At 63.0% G+C, this 17,125-nt stretch carries 12 protein-coding genes and 1 pseudogene; 11 read left to right on the top strand and 2 right to left on the bottom strand.

All coding sequences use genetic code 11. The features are described from left to right. Positions 1-79: 79 nt before the first annotated feature. The 11 genes from CD58_RS28010 (at position 80) to CD58_RS28060 (ending at position 15,193) form a co-directional block, all read left to right on the top strand. On the top strand, positions 80-529 hold the full coding sequence (locus CD58_RS28010) for a type VI secretion system amidase effector protein Tae4 (protein ID WP_025216166.1): 450 nt from the start codon (positions 80-82) through the stop codon (positions 527-529). Next, a complete protein-coding gene (locus tag CD58_RS28015; RefSeq protein ID WP_025216167.1) occupies positions 529-966 on the top strand; it encodes a hypothetical protein in 438 nt (145 codons plus the stop codon). The genes CD58_RS28010 and CD58_RS28015 overlap by 1 nt, the downstream gene beginning before the upstream one ends. After that, positions 960-1,472, top strand: coding sequence for a type VI secretion system baseplate subunit TssE (gene tssE / locus CD58_RS28020; protein ID WP_025216168.1), 513 nt, complete (start codon positions 960-962; stop codon positions 1,470-1,472). Before CD58_RS28015 ends, tssE begins: the two co-directional genes overlap by 7 nt. Beyond that, positions 1,469-3,328, top strand: coding sequence for a type VI secretion system baseplate subunit TssF (gene tssF, locus CD58_RS28025; protein ID WP_025216169.1), 1,860 nt, complete (start codon positions 1,469-1,471; stop codon positions 3,326-3,328). Before tssE ends, tssF begins: the two co-directional genes overlap by 4 nt. After that, complete coding sequence (gene tssG / locus CD58_RS28030; protein WP_025216170.1) at positions 3,292-4,341, top strand: type VI secretion system baseplate subunit TssG; 1,050 nt, start codon at positions 3,292-3,294, stop codon at positions 4,339-4,341. The genes tssF and tssG overlap by 37 nt, the downstream gene beginning before the upstream one ends. Next, positions 4,334-7,024: a type VI secretion system ATPase TssH gene (gene tssH / locus CD58_RS28035; RefSeq protein WP_025216171.1), complete on the top strand. Its 2,691-nt coding sequence runs from the start codon at positions 4,334-4,336 to the stop codon at positions 7,022-7,024. The genes tssG and tssH overlap by 8 nt, the downstream gene beginning before the upstream one ends. Positions 7,025-7,192: 168 nt before the next feature. Then, entirely contained in the window at positions 7,193-9,130 is a 1,938-nt protein-coding gene (tssI, locus tag CD58_RS28040) for a type VI secretion system tip protein TssI/VgrG (RefSeq protein WP_025216172.1), read from the top strand. An 18-nt stretch (positions 9,131-9,148) separates the two neighbouring features. Then, positions 9,149-9,583 (top strand): DcrB-related protein, encoded by a 435-nt coding sequence (locus tag CD58_RS28045; protein WP_025216173.1) that lies wholly within the window; start codon positions 9,149-9,151, stop codon positions 9,581-9,583. Positions 9,584-9,595: 12 nt separating this feature from the next. Beyond that, positions 9,596-14,041 (top strand): RHS repeat-associated core domain-containing protein, encoded by a 4,446-nt coding sequence (locus CD58_RS28050; RefSeq protein WP_025216174.1) that lies wholly within the window; start codon positions 9,596-9,598, stop codon positions 14,039-14,041. Position 14,042: 1 nt separating this feature from the next. Beyond that, positions 14,043-14,321, top strand: a complete 279-nt coding sequence (locus tag CD58_RS28055; protein WP_025216175.1) for a hypothetical protein — start codon at positions 14,043-14,045, stop codon at positions 14,319-14,321. 509 nt (positions 14,322-14,830) lie between these two features. Continuing rightward, positions 14,831-15,193 (top strand): DUF6124 family protein, encoded by a 363-nt coding sequence (locus CD58_RS28060; RefSeq protein ID WP_025216176.1) that lies wholly within the window; start codon positions 14,831-14,833, stop codon positions 15,191-15,193. 247 nt (positions 15,194-15,440) lie between these two features. Here CD58_RS28060 and CD58_RS28065 read toward each other — a convergent pair whose 3' ends face one another. Both CD58_RS28065 and CD58_RS28070 read right to left on the bottom strand, forming a co-directional pair. Next, positions 15,441-16,157 carry a class I SAM-dependent methyltransferase gene (locus tag CD58_RS28065; protein ID WP_025216177.1) on the bottom strand — a complete coding sequence of 239 codons (717 nt, stop codon included), beginning with the start codon at positions 16,155-16,157 and terminating at the stop codon, positions 15,441-15,443. 111 nt (positions 16,158-16,268) lie between these two features. Next, a pseudogene (locus CD58_RS28070) lies at positions 16,269-17,111 on the bottom strand (serine/threonine-protein kinase); the annotation flags it as partial. Positions 17,112-17,125: the final 14 nt, after the last annotated feature.

Raw genomic sequence — 17,125 nt, forward strand, 5'->3', positions numbered from 1 at the left:
GAACACACCCCCGGTGCCACGCGCCGGGGGTGTTTGGTGCTTGCTCGAATCCAATCTTTTCCCTTTCGGTGTCTGAGTCATGGCCAAGCCTTCGTTTGTCAATTTGTGGAACAGCTATCCGCCCTACCCGTCCGCCAATCCGGCTTGCGACGGTCCCTATATCAACCAGTGCGCTATTCGTATGAGCATCGCCTTGTGCGGGGAAAAGACCTTTCCGGTCAACTCATCGACTTATACGCTGGATCCCAAATGCGCCCATGGACACGCCCGCGGCGCGGAGTCATTGGCCAACTGGCTATGGAAGAAGAACCGCCTCGGCCCGCCGAAGGTCTACACCACCAGCGTGGCAGACCGCACAACACTGATGGGCAAGACCGGAATCATCTTCTTCAAAGACTGCTACCAGCAAAGTAGCGACACTGCCGGCCGCCCTACCGGGGACCATATCGACCTGTGGAATCGCGGTTTGACCAAAAGCGGCGACCTGTTCTCGCGTTCAAAAGCCATTTGGTTCTGGGAGCTTGTGTGATGCGCAGTCCCTTGTTCTTTTCAGCGCTGACAGCAAGCCTCGTCAGCCTGAGTGCATGCGCCGGACAGGACACAGCCGCCACGGCGGCGCCGACCCAGGCGATGTTCGTCGGGCAGCCGGTGAGCCTGACCAACGATCAAGGTCGCTGCACGCTTGTCAAACCTGACCAGAGCCGGCTGCCGCTCGATATGGAATGGCCTTGCCAGTTCAGCTTGGGTCCGGACAAGCAATTGCGAGTGGAGATCTTCAACCAGGTTCCGATCTTCGCCGTTGAACGCAGCGAACACATGCCCGCGCCCAGCCGCGACTGCCTGACCAAACTCCAGGCGGTGCGCCAGATAAAGGGAGCAATGGAAGTCGCGGACGTCAGTCAGTTCGCCGCCTGCGGGCCTGGCCACTGGGACCAGAAAATGTACGTGGCACCATTCACGTGGTAACCGAAATCGCCGCCCGCGATCGCCTGCAACCGTCCCTGCTGGACCGGTTGACTGACGACGATCCGACCAATCCCAAGGAAAGCGCCGACAAACGCGTGCTGTCCCTGACCCAATTGAAAGCCTCGGTGCTGCGTGACCTGGCGTGGCTGCTCAACACCACGTCGTTGCTTGGCGCCGATGCCACGTTGCACACCCCGGCGGGCACGTCGGTGGTGAATTTCGGCCTGCCCGCATTGGCCGGCAACAGCGCGTCGAACGTCGATGTCTCGGCCCTGGAAACACTGATCCACCAGGCCATCGCCACGTTCGAACCGCGGATCCTGCGCCACACCCTGCGCGTGCGCGCCCGGGCGACAGCCGAGATGAACCACAACGCCTTGAGTTTCGAAATCGAAGGCGATCTGTGGGCCCAGCCCGTGCCGCTGCGCCTGATGCTGCAAACCGACCTGGACCTGGAGTCCGGGCATGTGCGCGTGGTCAATGCCGACCAGCGGAGACGCTCATGAACCCGCGCCTGCTGGAGCTGTACAACCAGGAACTGCACCATGTGCGCGAAAGCGCGGCGGAGTTCGCCAAGGAATACCCCAAGATCGCCAGTCGGCTGTCGTTGTCCGGCATGGACTGCGCCGACCCCTACGTCGAGCGTTTGCTGGAAGGGTTCGCCTACCTGACGGCGCGAGTGCAGCTCAAGCTCGATGCCGAATACCCGACCTTCACCCACAACCTGCTGGAAATCGCCTACCCCCATTACCTGGCGCCCACGCCGTCGATGACCGTGGTGCAAATGCAGGCCGATCCCGACGAGGGCTCGTTGAGCAGCGGTTTCCCGCTGCCCCGGGACACGATCCTGCGGGCCGCCCTCGGGCGGGAAAGCCAGACCTGTTGCGAGTACCGCACCGCCCACGAGGTGACGTTGTGGCCGTTGCAGGTCAGCCAGGCCGAGTACTTTGGCAACCCCTCCGCCGTGCTCGGACGCCTGGCCGCCAGTGAGCCCAAGGCCAAGGCCGGCCTGCGCCTGACCCTGCGCACCGGTGCCGAACTGCCGTTCAGCAGCCTGGCCCTGGACAATCTGCCGCTGTACCTCAGCGGTGCCGACGAGCAGCCCTTCCGCCTCTACGAACAACTGCTGAGCAACGCTTGCGCGGTGTTCGCCCGCCAACCCGGCGGCAATTGGGTGGAACGCCTGCCACAAGACGCACTGCGCTCGCGCGGCTTCGATGATGCCGACGCCGCGCTGCCGGTGGTGCCGCGGGCCTTCCAGGGCTATCGCCTGTTGCAGGAATACTTCGCCCTGCCCCACCGTTTCCTGTTTGTCGACTTCACTCAACTGAGCCGGGCGGTCAAGCGCTGCGCTGGCCAGGAGCTGGAGCTGATCGTGCTGTTCGACCGTCACGACCCGAGCCTGGAAGGCAGTGTCGGTGCCGCGCAATTCCTGCCGTTCTGCACCCCGGCCATCAACCTGTTTCCCAAGCGCCTGGATCGTATTCATTTGTCGGAACGGGTCAACGAACACCATGTGATCGCCGACCGCACCCGGCCGATGGATTTCGAAGTGCATTCGCTGACCGGCCTCACCGGCCATGGCACCGGGCCCGAGCAACCCTTCCTGCCGTTCTATGCCGTGCGCGATCCCTCCCGCTACGGGCGCGACCTGGCCTACTACACCGTACGGCGTGAGCCGCGGGTATTGTCCAGCGACCAGCGCCGTAACGGCCCGCGCTCGACCTACATCGGCAGCGAAACCTTCGTCAGCCTGGTGGACAGCCAGCAGGCGCCCTATCGCCATGACCTGCGCCAACTGGGCGTGACGGCGTTGTGCACCAACCGCGACCTGCCGCTGTTCATGAGCGTGGGCAACGGCAAGACCGACTTCACCCTGGCCGACAGTGCCCCGGTTGGCGCGGTGCGCTGCGTGGCCGGGCCGAGTCGGCCACGGGCCAGCCATGCCCACGACGCCAAGGCCTGGCGCCTGATCAGCCAGCTCTCGCTGAATTACTTGTCCCTCAGCGAGCAAGGCCAGGGCGCCGCCGCCCTGCGTGAACTGCTGCGCCTGTATGGCGACAGCAACGACGCGGCGCTGCAATTGCAGATCGAAGGCCTGCGGGAAGTCAGCAGCAAAGCCTGCACCCGGCGCTTGCCGATGCCCGGCCCGATCGTGTTTGGCCGGGGCCTGGAAATCACCCTGGAATTCGATGAAAACGCGTTTCGCGGCACCGGCGTGTTCCTGCTCGGTGCGGTGTTCGAGCGCTTCCTGGCACGCTACGTGTCAATCAACAGTTTTACCGAGACGGTGATCCGTACCACCGAACGCGGCGAGATCATGCGATGGAAAGCCAAGCCCGGACGTCGTCCGACCCTGTGAGTACCCTGGACGCGATGCACCAGGAGCCCTGGGAATACGACTTCTTCCAGGCGCTGCGGCGCATCGAGTGCGAATCCCCCGGGCTGCCGCGCCTGGGCCATTCCCTGCGCCTGGCCGATGACCCGCTGCGCCTCGGACAACAGGCCGATTGCACCTTCGCTCCGGCGACCCTGGCCTCGGTGCAACCGGGCATCGACGGTGCACCGGCACGCCTGGAGCAGTTCTTCTTCGGCCTCGGCGGCCCCAACGGCCCGATGCCGCTGCACATCACCGAATACGTACGTGAACGCCAGCGCAACAACGGCGACAGCACCAGCAAACGCTTTCTCGATGTGTTTCACCACCGCTTGCTCAGCCTGTTTTATCGGGCCTGGGCCGAAGCGCGGCCGACGATCAGCCATGACCGCCCGGACGATGACTACTGGTCGGCGCGCCTGGCCGCCCTCAGCGGCCGGGGCATGCCGAGCCTGCTCAAACAGGGGCTGATCCCCGACACGGCGAAACTGCACTACAGCGGCCACCTGGCAGCACAAACCCGCTACCCGGACGGTTTGAAGGCGATTCTCGGCGAGTACTTCGGCCTGCCGGTGGAGATCGAAGAATACGTCGGCCAATGGCTGGAACTGCCGGAACGCAGCCGCGTCGGTGTCAACGCCCGGCTGGGCGTGGACTTCTGCCTGGGCCGCTATGTGTGGGATCGCCAGCACAAATTCCGCATTCGCCTGGGGCCGCTCAAGCTCGTCGACTACATGGGCATGTTGCCCGGCAGCCAACCGTTCAATGAGCTGGTGGCCTGGGTCGCCGAATACCTGGGTCATGAACTGGACTGGGACCTGAACCTGGTCCTGGAGCAGCCCGAAGTCCCGGCGCTACAACTCAACGGTCGTTTCCGCCTGGGGTTCAATACCTGGCTGGGGCGCCCAGAAACCGATGCCAACGATCTAATACTGGCCCGGCATTACGCCGAACAGGCCAACACCTCACAGACCTCAAGGAGCCATGAGCATGGGTGAAATCAGTCGCGCCGCGTTGTTCGGCAAACTCAACAGCGTGGCCTACAAAGCCATCGAAGCCGCCACCGTGTTCTGCAAGCTGCGGGGTAACCCCTATGTGGAACTGGCCCACTGGTTTCATCAGTTGCTGCAACTGCAGGACTCGGACCTGCACCGCATCATCCGCCAGTTCAACATTGAGCCGGCGCGCCTGGCCCGCGACCTGACTGAAGCCCTGGACCGCCTGCCACGGGGTTCGACGTCGATCACTGACCTGTCTTCCCACGTCGAAGAAGCGGTGGAACGCGGCTGGGTCTACGGCAGCCTGATGTTCGGCGAAAGCCAGGTGCGCACCGGTTACCTGGTACTGGGCATTCTCAAGACCCCGAGCCTGCGCCACGCCTTGCTGGGCCTGTCGTCGGAGTTCGACAAGGTCAAGGTCGAAGCCCTGAGCGAGCGCTTTGACGAATACGTCGGCGATTCGCCGGAAAACGCCCTGACCGCCAGCGACGGTTTCAATGCCGGCGCCGTGCCGGGCGAAGCCAGCGGCGCCATGGCCCCCAGCGCCATGGGCAAGCAGGAAGCCCTCAAGCGCTTTACCGTCGACCTCACCGAGCAGGCCCGCAGTGGCAAGCTCGACCCGATCGTCGGCCGTGACGAAGAGATCCGCCAACTGGTGGACATCCTCATGCGCCGCCGGCAGAACAACCCGATCCTCACCGGTGAAGCCGGCGTGGGCAAGACCGCCGTGGTCGAAGGCTTTGCCCTGCGCATCGTCGCCGGCGACGTGCCGCCGGCCCTCAAGGACGTGGAACTGCGCAGCCTCGACGTGGGCCTGTTGCAGGCCGGCGCGAGCATGAAGGGCGAATTCGAACAGCGCCTGCGCCAGGTCATCGAAGACGTCCAGGCCTCGCCCAAGCCGATCATCCTGTTCATCGACGAAGCCCACACCCTGGTGGGTGCCGGTGGCGCCGCCGGCACGGGTGACGCGGCCAACCTGCTCAAACCGGCCCTGGCCCGCGGCACCTTGCGCACCGTGGCCGCCACGACCTGGGCCGAGTACAAGAAGCACATCGAAAAAGACCCGGCCCTGACCCGTCGTTTCCAAGTGGTGCAAGTGGCCGAGCCGTCGGAAGACAAGGCGCTGCTGATGATGCGCGGCGTGGCCTCGACCATGGAAAAACACCACCAGGTGCAGATCCTCGACGAAGCCCTGGAAGCCTCGGTCAAGCTGTCCCACCGCTACATCCCCGCGCGCCAGTTGCCGGACAAATCCGTGAGCCTGCTGGACACCGCCTGCGCCCGCGTCGCCATCAGCCTGCACGCCGTGCCGGCCGAAGTGGACGACAGCCGTCGGCGCATCGAAGCGCTGGAAACCGAGCTGCAAATCATCGCCCGTGAGCATGCCATCGGCATCGCCATCGGCACTCGCCAGACCCAGAGCGAGACCCTGCTGAGCGCCGAGCGCGAGCGTTTGGCCGAGCTGGAAGGCCGTTGGGCCGAAGAGAAAACCCTGGTGGACGAACTGCTCGCCACCCGCGCCACCTTGCGCGAGCGCGTCGGCGTGGTAGACAGCGAAGACGCCAGCGAAGCGTGCGACAACGAAAGCCACGCCCTGCGCGAGAAACTGGTGGACCTGCAACAGCGCCTGACGGCCCTGCAAGGCGAAACCCCGCTGATCCTGCCGACCGTGGATTACCAGGCCGTGGCCTCGGTGGTCGCCGACTGGACCGGTATCCCGGTGGGCCGCATGGCCCGCAACGAACTGGAAACCGTGCTCAACCTCGACCAGCACCTGAAAAAACGCATCATCGGCCAGGACCATGCCCTGCAAATGATCGCCAAGCGGATCCAGACCTCCCGCGCCGGCCTCGACAACCCGAGCAAGCCGATTGGTGTGTTCATGCTCGCCGGCACCTCCGGCGTGGGCAAGACCGAAACTGCCCTGGCCCTGGCCGAAGCCATGTACGGCGGCGAGCAGAACGTCATCACCATCAACATGAGCGAGTTCCAGGAAGCCCACACCGTGTCCACCCTCAAGGGTGCGCCACCGGGTTACATCGGCTATGGCGAAGGCGGCGTGTTGACCGAAGCCGTGCGGCGCAAACCGTACAGCGTGGTGCTGCTGGACGAGGTGGAAAAAGCCCACCCGGACGTGCATGAAATCTTCTTCCAAGTGTTCGACAAGGGCGTGATGGAGGACGGCGAAGGCCGGGTAATCGACTTCAAGAACACCTTGATCCTGCTGACCACCAACGCTGGCACCGAGCTGATTGCCCAGGTCTGCAAAGACCCGCAGAACGTGCCGGAGCCGGAAGAAATCGCCAAGGCCCTGCGCCAGCCGCTGCTGGAAATTTTCCCACCGGCCCTGCTGGGTCGCCTGGTGACGATTCCGTACTATCCGCTCAGCGACGAGATGCTCAAGGCCATCACCCGCCTGCAACTCAACCGCATCAAGAAACGCGTGGAGAGCACCCACAAAGTGGCGTTCGACTACGACGACGCGGTGATCGACCTGATCGTCTCGCGCTGCACCGAAACCGAAAGTGGCGGGCGCATGATCGACACCATCCTGACCAACAGCCTGCTGCCGGACATGAGCCGCGAGTTCCTGACCCGCATGCTCGAAGGCAAGGCACTGGCGGGCGTGCGGATCAGCGCCGTGGATAACGAATTGCAGTACGATTTCAGCGACGCGGCCTGATCTGACAGGAACCGGATCAAATGTGGGAGCGGGCTTGCTCGCGAAGGCAATCTGTCAGTGACATTGATGTTGGCTGACACACCGCTTTCGCGAGCAAGCCCGCTCCCACAGTGGATCCGGTTTCTTCAGGGAATCAGCGGCGCAGCCATTACAACGATGAGATAACTGATGTTATTCAACCAAGCCTCACGCCTGGCCAAGATCACCAGCCCCCTGGGCCCCGAGGTGCTGTTGCTCAAAGACATGGGTGGCGGCGAAGAGCTGGGGCGGCTGTTCAACTATGAGCTGCAGCTGCATTCGCTGGACAACGCCATCGACCTCAACCAACTGCTCGGCAAACCCATGTGCGTGAGCGTGCAATTGGACGGCGGTGGCGAGCGCTACTTCCATGGCATCGTGGCCCGCTGCAGCCAGAACGTCGACCAGGGCCAGTTCGCCAGTTACCAGGCCACGTTGCGCCCATGGTTCTGGCTGCTGACCCGCACTTCCGACTGCCGGATTTTCCAGAACCTGACCATCCCGCAGATCATCAAGCAGGTGTTCCGCGACCTGGGCTTTTCCGATTTCGAAGACGCCTTGAGCCGCTCCTACCGCGAGTGGGAGTACTGCGTGCAGTATCGCGAAACCAGCTTCGATTTCGTCAGCCGGCTGATGGAACAGGAAGGCATCTACTACTTCTTCCGTCACGAGCAGGGTCGTCATGTGCTGGTGCTGGCCGACGCCTACGGCGCCCACACCACGGCGCCCGGCTACGACTCGGTGCCCTACTACCCGAAGAATGAGCAGCAGCGCGAACGTGATCACATTCACGACTGGCACCTGGCCCAGGAAGTCCAGCCGGGTTCGCTGGAGCTTAACGACTACGACTTCCAGCGCCCCAGCGCACGCATCGATGTGCGCTCGGCCATGCCTCGCCCACACGCCGCTGGCGACTATCCGTTGTATGACTACCCTGGCACCTACGTGCAGAGCCAAGACGGCGAACACTACGCCCGCACCCGCATCGAAGCCTTGCAGACCCAGCACGAGCAGGTCGAGCTGGCCGGCAACGCCCGGGGCCTCGGTTCGGGGCATCTGTTCAGCCTCACCGGCTTCAGCCGCCAGGACCAGAATCGCGAATACCTGATCGTCGGGGCGCGCTATTACATTTCCCAGGAAAGCGGCGAAACCAGCGGCGGCGCGCCGTCGGCCCAGTTCGAAAGCAGCCTGACCTGCATCGACGCCCAGCAAAGCTATCGCCCGTTGCCCATCACCCACCGCCCCATCGTCAAAGGCCCGCAGACTGCGCTGGTGGTCGGCCCGAAAGGCGAGGAAATCTGGACCGATCAGTTCGGCCGGGTGAAGGTGCATTTCTATTGGGACCGTCACGACCAGTCCAACGAAAACAGCTCGTGCTGGATTCGCGTGTCCCAGGCTTGGGCCGGGAAAAACTGGGGCTCGATGCAGATCCCGCGCATTGGCCAGGAAGTGATCGTGAGCTTCCTCGAAGGCGACCCGGACCGGCCGATCGTCACCGGTCGCGTCTACAACGCCGAGCAGACCGTGCCCTACGACTTGCCCGCCAACGCGACCCAGAGCGGCATGAAGAGCCGTTCGAGCAAGGGCGGCACGCCGGCGAATTTCAACGAAATCCGCATGGAAGACAAAAAGGGTGCCGAGCAGCTGTACATCCACGCCGAGCGCAACCAGGACATCGTGGTCGAGGTGGATGAGAGCCATTCGGTGGGCCACGACCGTAACAAGAGCATTGGCCACAACGAGACGGTGACCATCGGCAACAACCGCCTGCGCATCGTCAAGCAGGAGGACATCCTGTCGGTGGGCCAGCGCAAGACCGACAGCATCAGCCAGAGCTACGTCATTGAAGTGGGCGAGAACCTGCGCCTGGTGTGCGGCGAAAGCATCCTGGAGCTCAACGCCAGCGGCCAGATCAACCTGAGCGGCGTGCAAATCAGCTTCTATGCCAGCGGCGACGCCGAGTTCAACACGGGCGGCGTGCTGCACTTGAACAACGGCGGCGGCCCCGGTGCCACGCCGGACGGCCAAGGCGTCAAGGGCAGCATCGACGCCAACATCAACGCCGCGTTCCCGACGCCCAAGGGCTAACCTCGAGATTTATGCGCCATGACTTACCGCCTCAATGAATTCCAGTTCCAGCTGCCAGAAAGCGAATTGCTCGACGCGACGATCAACATCCTCAAGTTCCCCGAACTGGGCACTTCGCTGATCGTCAGCCGCAGCTTGCTGGCCGAGGGCGAAACCCTGCAAAGCAACCTCGACGACCAGCTCAAGCGCCTGGAAAAACAGGTCCAGGACTTGCGCTGCCAACCGGGCGCTACCGTGCACGTGGGCGCCCACCAGGAAGTCGAAGCCATCGAGCTGCGCAGCCAGTTCAACAAGGGTAACGAAAAGGTCTTCCAGTTCCAGTTGGCCCTGGTGTTGCCAGGCACCCGCAAGATGCTCGCCCTGAGCTACGTGAAAGCGGAAAAACTCGGTGACGCCGAGGCTGCGCATTGGGCGACGATCAAGGGCTCGCTGTCGTTCGACGCTCCGGCTTGATGAGTAACCTACATGTCTGACGCGCTCTGGGCGGCCCGCCTGGGCGATGCACTCAACCACACCTCGATGATGGCCGACATCCTTGGCGGCGTGCTGGAGGTGGCGGCGAATATCGCGATCACCGCCGTGGCCACCGCTGCCGTCGTAGCCGCCACTGGCATCACTGTCGTCACCGGCGGCTTGGGCTGCGTCGTGCTTGGCCTGGTGGTCGGCACCATTGTCGGCCTGGCCATGAGCAAGACCGGAGCCGACAAAGGTTTAAGTAATTTATGCGAGGGCATCGGCAACGCCCTCTTTCCGCCCACGGTGCAGGCCAACATCCTCACCGGCTCCACCAACACCCTCACCAACAACATCCCCGCGGCCCGCGCCGCCGGGGCGATTGAATCCCATGTCGCCCCGGCCGGCACCGAGCTTGAGGCGCCCGAGCCGGAAGCCGAGCCCAGCTACCTGGACATGGCCGAAAATTTCTTCTCGCAGATGTGGCGCCCCACCGTCGCCACGCCTGCCCCCGGCGCCGTGCCCAAGCCGCTGGACATGATCGTCTGCATGAAACACCCGCCGATGCCGCCGCAGTTCCTGGCCGAAGGCTCGGACAAGGTCACCATCAACGGCCAGCCCGCCGTGCGCAGCGGCGACCGTAGCACCTGCGATGCGACGGTGGTATCGGCCGGACTGATCTCCCCAAACGTGACCATCGGCGGCGGTTCGGTGGTGGTGCGCGAGATCCGCAGCGGCAAGACCCCGGGCGTGGGCCTGGCGGTCACCGCGCTGCTGATGCTCAAGGGCGGCAAGGGCAAATTCCTCAGTAACCTGCCGTGCATGCTGGTCGGTGGCGCGGCGTCGATGGCGGTCAGCAGCGCGATGGGGGCCGCCGCCAACGCAGTCATGGGCTCGTCCAATCCTGTGCATGCCGCTACCGGCGCCAAGGTGCTGGGGGATGTCGAGGAGATGGACTTCGTGCTGCCCGGCATCTTGCCGATCGATTGGCAGCGCTTCTACAACAGCCGCGATGAACGCCGCGATGGGTTATTCGGCGCCGGTTGGAGTGTGCCCTATGAGGTGTGTGTCGAAATCCTGCCCCATCCCGAGGGCGGCGAAACACTGGTCTACACCGACGAACAGGGCCGACGCATCGACATGGGCTCGATTCCCTTGGGCGGCGCCGTGTTCAGCGCCGGTGAAGGTCTCAGTGTGCGGCGCCATGCCAATGGTGAGCTGCTGATCGAAAGCGCGGACGGCCTGTACCGGCTGTTTGCACCAACACCCGGCCATGCATCGCGGCTGCGCCTGAGCCAACTCGGTGACCGCAACGACAACCGCATCTACCTCGACTACGACGAAGCCGCACGCCTGGTCCAGCTGCGGGACACCTTCGACCTGACCCGCATCGAACTGGCGTATGACGAACGTTGGCCACAACGAATCAGCCGCATCGAACGCCTCTACGCCGATCAACGCCGGGAAGTGCTGATGCACTATGGCTACGACGTCCAGGGCGATCTGGCGCAGGTGCGTCAGTCCAACGGCCAGGTGAAACGTCGCTATGCCTACGACGCCGGGCGGCGAATGGTGGAGCACCAACTGCCCACCGGACTGCGCTGTTTCTATGAATGGGCCTTGATCGAGGATCAGGAATGGCGCGTGGTCCGCCACTGGACTGACGCGGGCGACACCTACACCTTCGACTACGACTTGGCCGCCGGAACCACACGCATCACCGACGGCTTGAATCGCATCAGCAGCCGACGCTGGGATGCGCGCTATCAGATCACTGAAGCCACCGACGCACTGGGGCGCACCTGGAGCTTCCAGTGGAACGACGAAAGCCAGCTGCTGGGCGCCACCGCCCCCAACGGCGGACAGCATCAATTCAGCTATGACGAAGCGGGCAACCTCTGCCAGACCCTCGACCCGCTCGGGCGCAGCGAGTCGACACTGTGGCTCGAACACTGGTCCCTGCCCCTGGCTGAAACCGATGCCGCGGGCAATACCTGGCAATACCGCTATGACGCGCGTGGTAATCGCATCCGCGAAACCGACCCGCTGGGCAACGTCACCCGCTATCGCCATGACGCCCACGGCCAGGTGATTGAAGTCATCGACGCCACCGGCAAAAGCAAAACGATGCGCTGGACGCCCCTGGGTCAACTCAGCGAACACACCGACTGCTCCGGCTACACCACGCGGTTGAGTTACTGCGAACGCGGCCTGCTGCTCAGCAGCACCGATGCCCTGGGTGAACGCACCAGTTTCACTTATGACGATCAAGGCCGGCTGCTGAGCAAACAGCTGCCCGATGGCCGCGCCGAGCATTACCAGCGCGACGCCAGCGGCCAGTTGATCGGCTATAACGATCCGGCCGGGCACACCACCCATTTCCAGCACACCCTGGACGGTCAACTGCGTGTACGCACCGACGCCCACGGTCGCCGGGTGGAACTGAGCTATGACCAGTACGGACGTCTGCTGGCCCTGACCAACGAAAATGGCGAATGCTACCGATTTGCCTGGGACGCCGGCGACCGCTTGATCGCCCAGCACAGCCTGGACGGCAGCCTGAAACGCTATGCCTACGACCCGCTGGACAACGTCACCCGCGTGGAAGCGCTCGCGGTGCCCGGCAGCACCGACCTGGACCTCTCGCCGCAAGCACCGATCGTCCATGAACTGGAACGCGATGCGATGGGTCGGCTTGTGGCCAAGGTCACGCAAGACGGCCGCACCGAGTACCGTTATGACGCGCTCGACCAAGTCAATGCCATTACCTTCACCCACCAGAGCGGCGAAGAACAAAGCGTAGGCTTCAGCTATGACGCCCTGGGACAACTGATTGCCGAGCAGAGCTGGGCCGGGAGCCTTGAACATCGCTATGACGAACTGGGCAACCTGACCCAGACCCAGCTCCCCGACGGCCGCTGGCTGAACCGCCTGCATTACGGCAGCGGCCACCTGCACCAGATCAACCTTGACGGCCAGGTCATCAGCGACTTTGAGCGTGATCGCCTGCACCGCGAAGTGCTGCGTACCCAGGGACGCCTCAGCACCCGCAGCGAATATGACCGCAGCGGTCGCCTGCGTGCCCGCCAGCGTCGGCAACAAGGCCAGTCCACTTTGCTGCCGCCGGCCGCCCAATCGCTGTTTGGTTACGACACCAGCGATCAACTGGTGGAACGCTTCGACAGCCAGCCCGATGCCTCTCATCGTCAATTGCTGCATTACGACGCCACCGGCCGCATCCTCGCCAGCCAGGACAGCCTCCAGGGCCAGCGCGAAGGCTTCGCCTATGATCCGGCCGCCAACCTGCTCGACGGACTGGGCACGGGCCAAGTCGCCCATAACCGCCTGCTGACCTATCAGGACAAACGCTACCGCTATGACGGCTTCGGCCGCATGGTGGAGAAACGCAGCACCCGGTACGGCGTCCAGCGTTTTAGCTACGACGCCGAGCAACGCCTGGCGGAAGTTCGCAACGACAACGGCTCGGTCGTGAAAATGACCTACGACCCGCTGGGCCGGCGCATCGAGAAAGCTGAATACGACCGCCACGGGACATTGCTCAACCGCACCCGCTTTACCTGGGATGCACTGCAACTGCTGCAGGAGCACCGCGACAGCCAGACCAGCCTCTACATCTACGCCGACGATGGCTACGACCCACTGGCGAGAGTCGATGGCCTGGGTGAGCACCAGAAGGTCCGCTACTACCACAACGACGCCAACGGCCTACCCGAACAGCTTTCGGAAACCGACGGCCACACGCTCTGGCGGGCTCGGTATCAGGTGTGGGGCAGCACGGCCGAAGAGTTGCGTGAGCCGTACTACGTCGAAGAACAGAACCTGCGTTTCCAGGGCCAATACCTGGACCGCGAAACCGGGCTGCACTACAACACCCTGCGCTTCTACGACCCGGACATCGGCCGCTTCACCACACCGGACCCCATCGGCCTGGCCGGGGGCCTGAACCTCTACCAATACGCACCGAACCCGGTGAGCTGGATCGACCCTTTGGGGCTGATGAAATGCTCGAGCCCGCCCAAGGGTCGCAAGGTCAACCGGACGGTTTATCGTTTTGAAGAGCCCGGACGGATCAGCACGACCTGGACGGCGCACAAATGGAACGTGGCCTCCAGGCACCGTTACACCGCCCCCGGGCTGGGTGGCGTCTATGGCGCCAACTCACGCAAGACCGCCATGGGCGAAGTCAATCACTGGGGCGTGGACCTTTCCACACGGGTGCTGGTCAGCAAGAAAGTGCAGCTCAACAACGTCCTGGACCTGACCCGGGCCGATGTGCGCAAGCAATTGGGGGTTTCCCTCAAGAGCATTACCGGCGACAAATACACCCAGACCCATCAAATCGGCGCCTGGGCCAAGGCTAATGGTTATGATGGGATCCTGGCGCCGTCGGCGCGAAACCCGACCGGCAGCAACTTGATTTCCTTTGCAGGTTTTTAAAATGGGACTGGAAGACGAATACGTCGGCGATGCCGACTGGCAGCAGTTCGTACGGTTGTACGAAGAGGACTACCTCGACGACAACGCCCGCGCGCTGGCCGAGGCCATGGATGGCAACCTCGACATGGCCGTCGTGCTCTACGGAAAAAGAGGGCTCAAGGAAGGGTTCTGGTGGCTGGAACAGTCCGTGCCCGCCCTGGGTAACAAACGCCCGGCCGATTGCCTCAAGACCCCGAACCTGATCAAGCGCCTGAGAATGGCCTTGATGAGCATGCCGTAACCCACAGAAGAACGCGTGCTAACTAACGCCGAGCCCCCCTGTGGTGAGGGAGCTTGCTCCCGCTGGGCTGCGCAGCAGCCCCAAAAAGGCCGACAAATTCCTACAGAAAAACCGCCGCGCCACCCAGCGGGAGCCCGCCTGCTCGCCACGAATCCCGGGCATCACGAAGCCTTGTTTATTCTTCCTCCGCCAAGCGTCCGCCCAGCTACGCATCCTTGCGCCATTGCCTACAACTACGCCAGAATCCGCCCGCTTGTGCGCCTTGTCCCCGGGTTCTATCGTTTCCCTGCCACTGCCCATCAGTGGTCGGGTTTAGTAGCCCGGTTAGTCATCTACGGTTGCATGAGTGTCATTCAGTCAGGCTTTCGCCTGCACTTAATGGTGGCTGTGCGCAAGGCGCCTTCGGGCGCGCCGGGTTTGGTGACTTCACCGGTCTACTAACTTGCGCACAGCTGCCTCCTTTCGTTTAGTAGCGAGACGGTTGCGGCCCTACTAACAGGAAGTCCCAAATGTTCAAAGTTACTCCAAACCCTCCGGAAACGGAGCAAGCTTCCCCGCAAACGAAATCCAAATCCAGAACCAAAAAGCTCGACGAAGCTGCCGAGCGTGCTCTGGATTTCTACCTGTCGCCAAAGAAAAAATCTGAAGACGCGACCAAACCAGGCCAGCTATTCACCGTCGTAAAAGACATCGACAACGAAAGCCTACTGGCCAACCTCAGCGAAACCCTGGCTTCAGCCGATGCGATGGTCGGCGACCTGGCCTTCGAGTTGGAGGGCTCACGCCGCCACATCGCCCTCGGCGTCCAGCAACTGATCGAGCTAAGTTCATTACTGGCAAACCGAGCACTGGATAACGTCGACCCACGCTAGCCGCTACACCACCAACCCCGTGGCGAGGGAGCTTGCTCCCGCTGGGCTGCGCAGCAGCCCCAAAAAGGCCGGCGCATTCAACCAGGCAGACCGCATCAACCGGTCTACGACGGCTGCGCCGCCGAGCGGGAGCAAACTCCCTCGCCACGGACCTCGTACACCTTGAGGTCGAGTATCTATGCACTGCCGCCTTCGCGAGCAAGCTCGCTCCCACAGGGGATTATTGTCAGTGCATAGCGCTGTCACCTCACCCCGTTTTACACGTCAACCAAGCACTCCAGAACAGGCTGCTGAAGAACCGCGTGGCATCGCCGAACCCCGCCTCATGCAACAACTGTTGAACCGCCGCTTCTGAGTGTGGCGGATCAGCGCCTTGCAGGATTTTCCCAAGCTTGGCCTTCACCTCATCCGCGCTCGCGCCATGCTGCCGCCAGCGTTGCCCCCAGGCGGCGAGCAATAACGGCTGGCTGCCATAGGCGTATTGATTGCCCGCCACGATCAGCGGCGCACTGGGTTTGAGATGGGCCCCAATGGCTCGAAAAATCTGCCGCTTGGCCTCATCGCCTTCGAGGTGATGGAAGACACCAATCAAAGTGGCAGCGTCGTATGACGCATCTGCCGCCAAGTCTTCGACAGTCCCAAGGTGCAGGCTCGTTCTTTCGAGCAAATGGTGGGCTTCTAATTGCTGCTTTGCGGCCTCGAGCATCGGCTCGGAGGGGTCAACCGCCGTGAAACGCCAACCGGGCTCCAGCGAGGCCATCGCAATGATCTCCTGCGCCGTACCGCCAGCGCCCACCACCAGGATGTTCGCCGAGCGGGCGGGACCGAGGCTTGCCGCCAACATGCATGCCGCCAGGTCTTGGCAGGCGTCGTACCCGGCCAGGGCGATACGGCTCTGGCGTCCGTACTCATTGGCTCGGGCGGTATCGAATTTTTCAGCTGAAGTGCTAGAGGATGATTTCAAGGCGGTTCTCCGTGTCCTTGAATCAAGCTACGCCAGCCGTTTCGATAAGAAAAATTCATTAATTTTATGTGCTGCATTCCCATCAGGAATGCGGAACTCAAACGCCAAGCCTCACCACCAGAACGAAACGCCACCCAACGCATCACGCAACTGCAGCGCGCTGATGCCGCGTTGCCGCGGATCAAAAGCCAATGCCGTTCGCAGCGCGGGCCAACAGCGCCTGGGCAAATTTCGTGGCGCCTTGAGTGGGCGCGCCAACCGGGCATCGCGCGCCTGGGTAGCAGGCAAACGATCGAACGGATGCTTGCCGCTCGCCAGTTCATACAACACGCACGCCACGCCATAGACATCGGCAGCCGCTGACAATGGCACGCCTTCGAGCAACTCCGGGGCAGCGTAGCCAGGGGTCCAGGCGTTGAGGTGCTTGCGGTCGAGGTTTGGCAGGTTCTTCAATGGGCCTTCCAGCGCCAGGCCCAAACCAAAATCGAACAGACGCACACCGTCTTCGCTGAGCATGACATTGCTCGGCTTCATGTCGCCGTGCAGCACGCCCCGGCCATGGACATACGCCAGGGCATCGAGCACCGGCACGGCGATAGCCTTCAGTTCATGCCAAGGCAAGCCGAGGGGCCGCTCGCAGAGCAGTTTGTCCAGGGTCAGACCGCGCATCAGCTCCATGGTGATGAAGGCCCGCCGGTGGGCAGCGTCCACTTCGAAGGAGTACGGGCGCAGCACATTTGGATGATGCAATCGCCGCATCAGGGCGAACTCACTGTAGAGCAGCGTGCTGGCGTCGGGTGACTCGTCGAATGCCTCGCTGAGCATTTTCAAGGCAAGGTACGGATCGGGATCGCCGTATTGTTCGTGCAGCAGATCGCGCGCGCGGTACACCACCCCCATGCCGCCGGCGCCGAGCAAGCGTTCGAGGCGGTAGCGGCCGGTGAGTAGTTCCGGGATTTCGCTGATGC

Source organism: Pseudomonas brassicacearum, from assembly GCF_000585995.1.
GTDB lineage: Bacteria > Pseudomonadota > Gammaproteobacteria > Pseudomonadales > Pseudomonadaceae > Aquipseudomonas > Aquipseudomonas brassicacearum_A.

Excerpts from the sequence above, each read along its gene's own strand:
- CD58_RS28010 (WP_025216166.1), top strand. The coding sequence starts at position 80 with ATGGCCAAGCCTTCGTTTGTCAATTTGTGGAACAGCTATCCGCCCTAC.
- CD58_RS28015 (WP_025216167.1), top strand. The coding sequence starts at position 529 with ATGCGCAGTCCCTTGTTCTTTTCAGCGCTGACAGCAAGCCTCGTCAGC.
- tssF (WP_025216169.1), top strand. The coding sequence starts at position 1,469 with ATGAACCCGCGCCTGCTGGAGCTGTACAACCAGGAACTGCACCATGTG.
- tssG (WP_025216170.1), top strand. The coding sequence starts at position 3,292 with ATGGAAAGCCAAGCCCGGACGTCGTCCGACCCTGTGAGTACCCTGGAC.
- tssH (WP_025216171.1), top strand. The coding sequence starts at position 4,334 with ATGGGTGAAATCAGTCGCGCCGCGTTGTTCGGCAAACTCAACAGCGTG.
- tssI (WP_025216172.1), top strand. The coding sequence starts at position 7,193 with ATGTTATTCAACCAAGCCTCACGCCTGGCCAAGATCACCAGCCCCCTG.
- CD58_RS28045 (WP_025216173.1), top strand. The coding sequence starts at position 9,149 with ATGACTTACCGCCTCAATGAATTCCAGTTCCAGCTGCCAGAAAGCGAA.
- CD58_RS28050 (WP_025216174.1), top strand. The coding sequence starts at position 9,596 with ATGTCTGACGCGCTCTGGGCGGCCCGCCTGGGCGATGCACTCAACCAC.
- CD58_RS28055 (WP_025216175.1), top strand. The coding sequence starts at position 14,043 with ATGGGACTGGAAGACGAATACGTCGGCGATGCCGACTGGCAGCAGTTC.
- CD58_RS28060 (WP_025216176.1), top strand. The coding sequence starts at position 14,831 with ATGTTCAAAGTTACTCCAAACCCTCCGGAAACGGAGCAAGCTTCCCCG.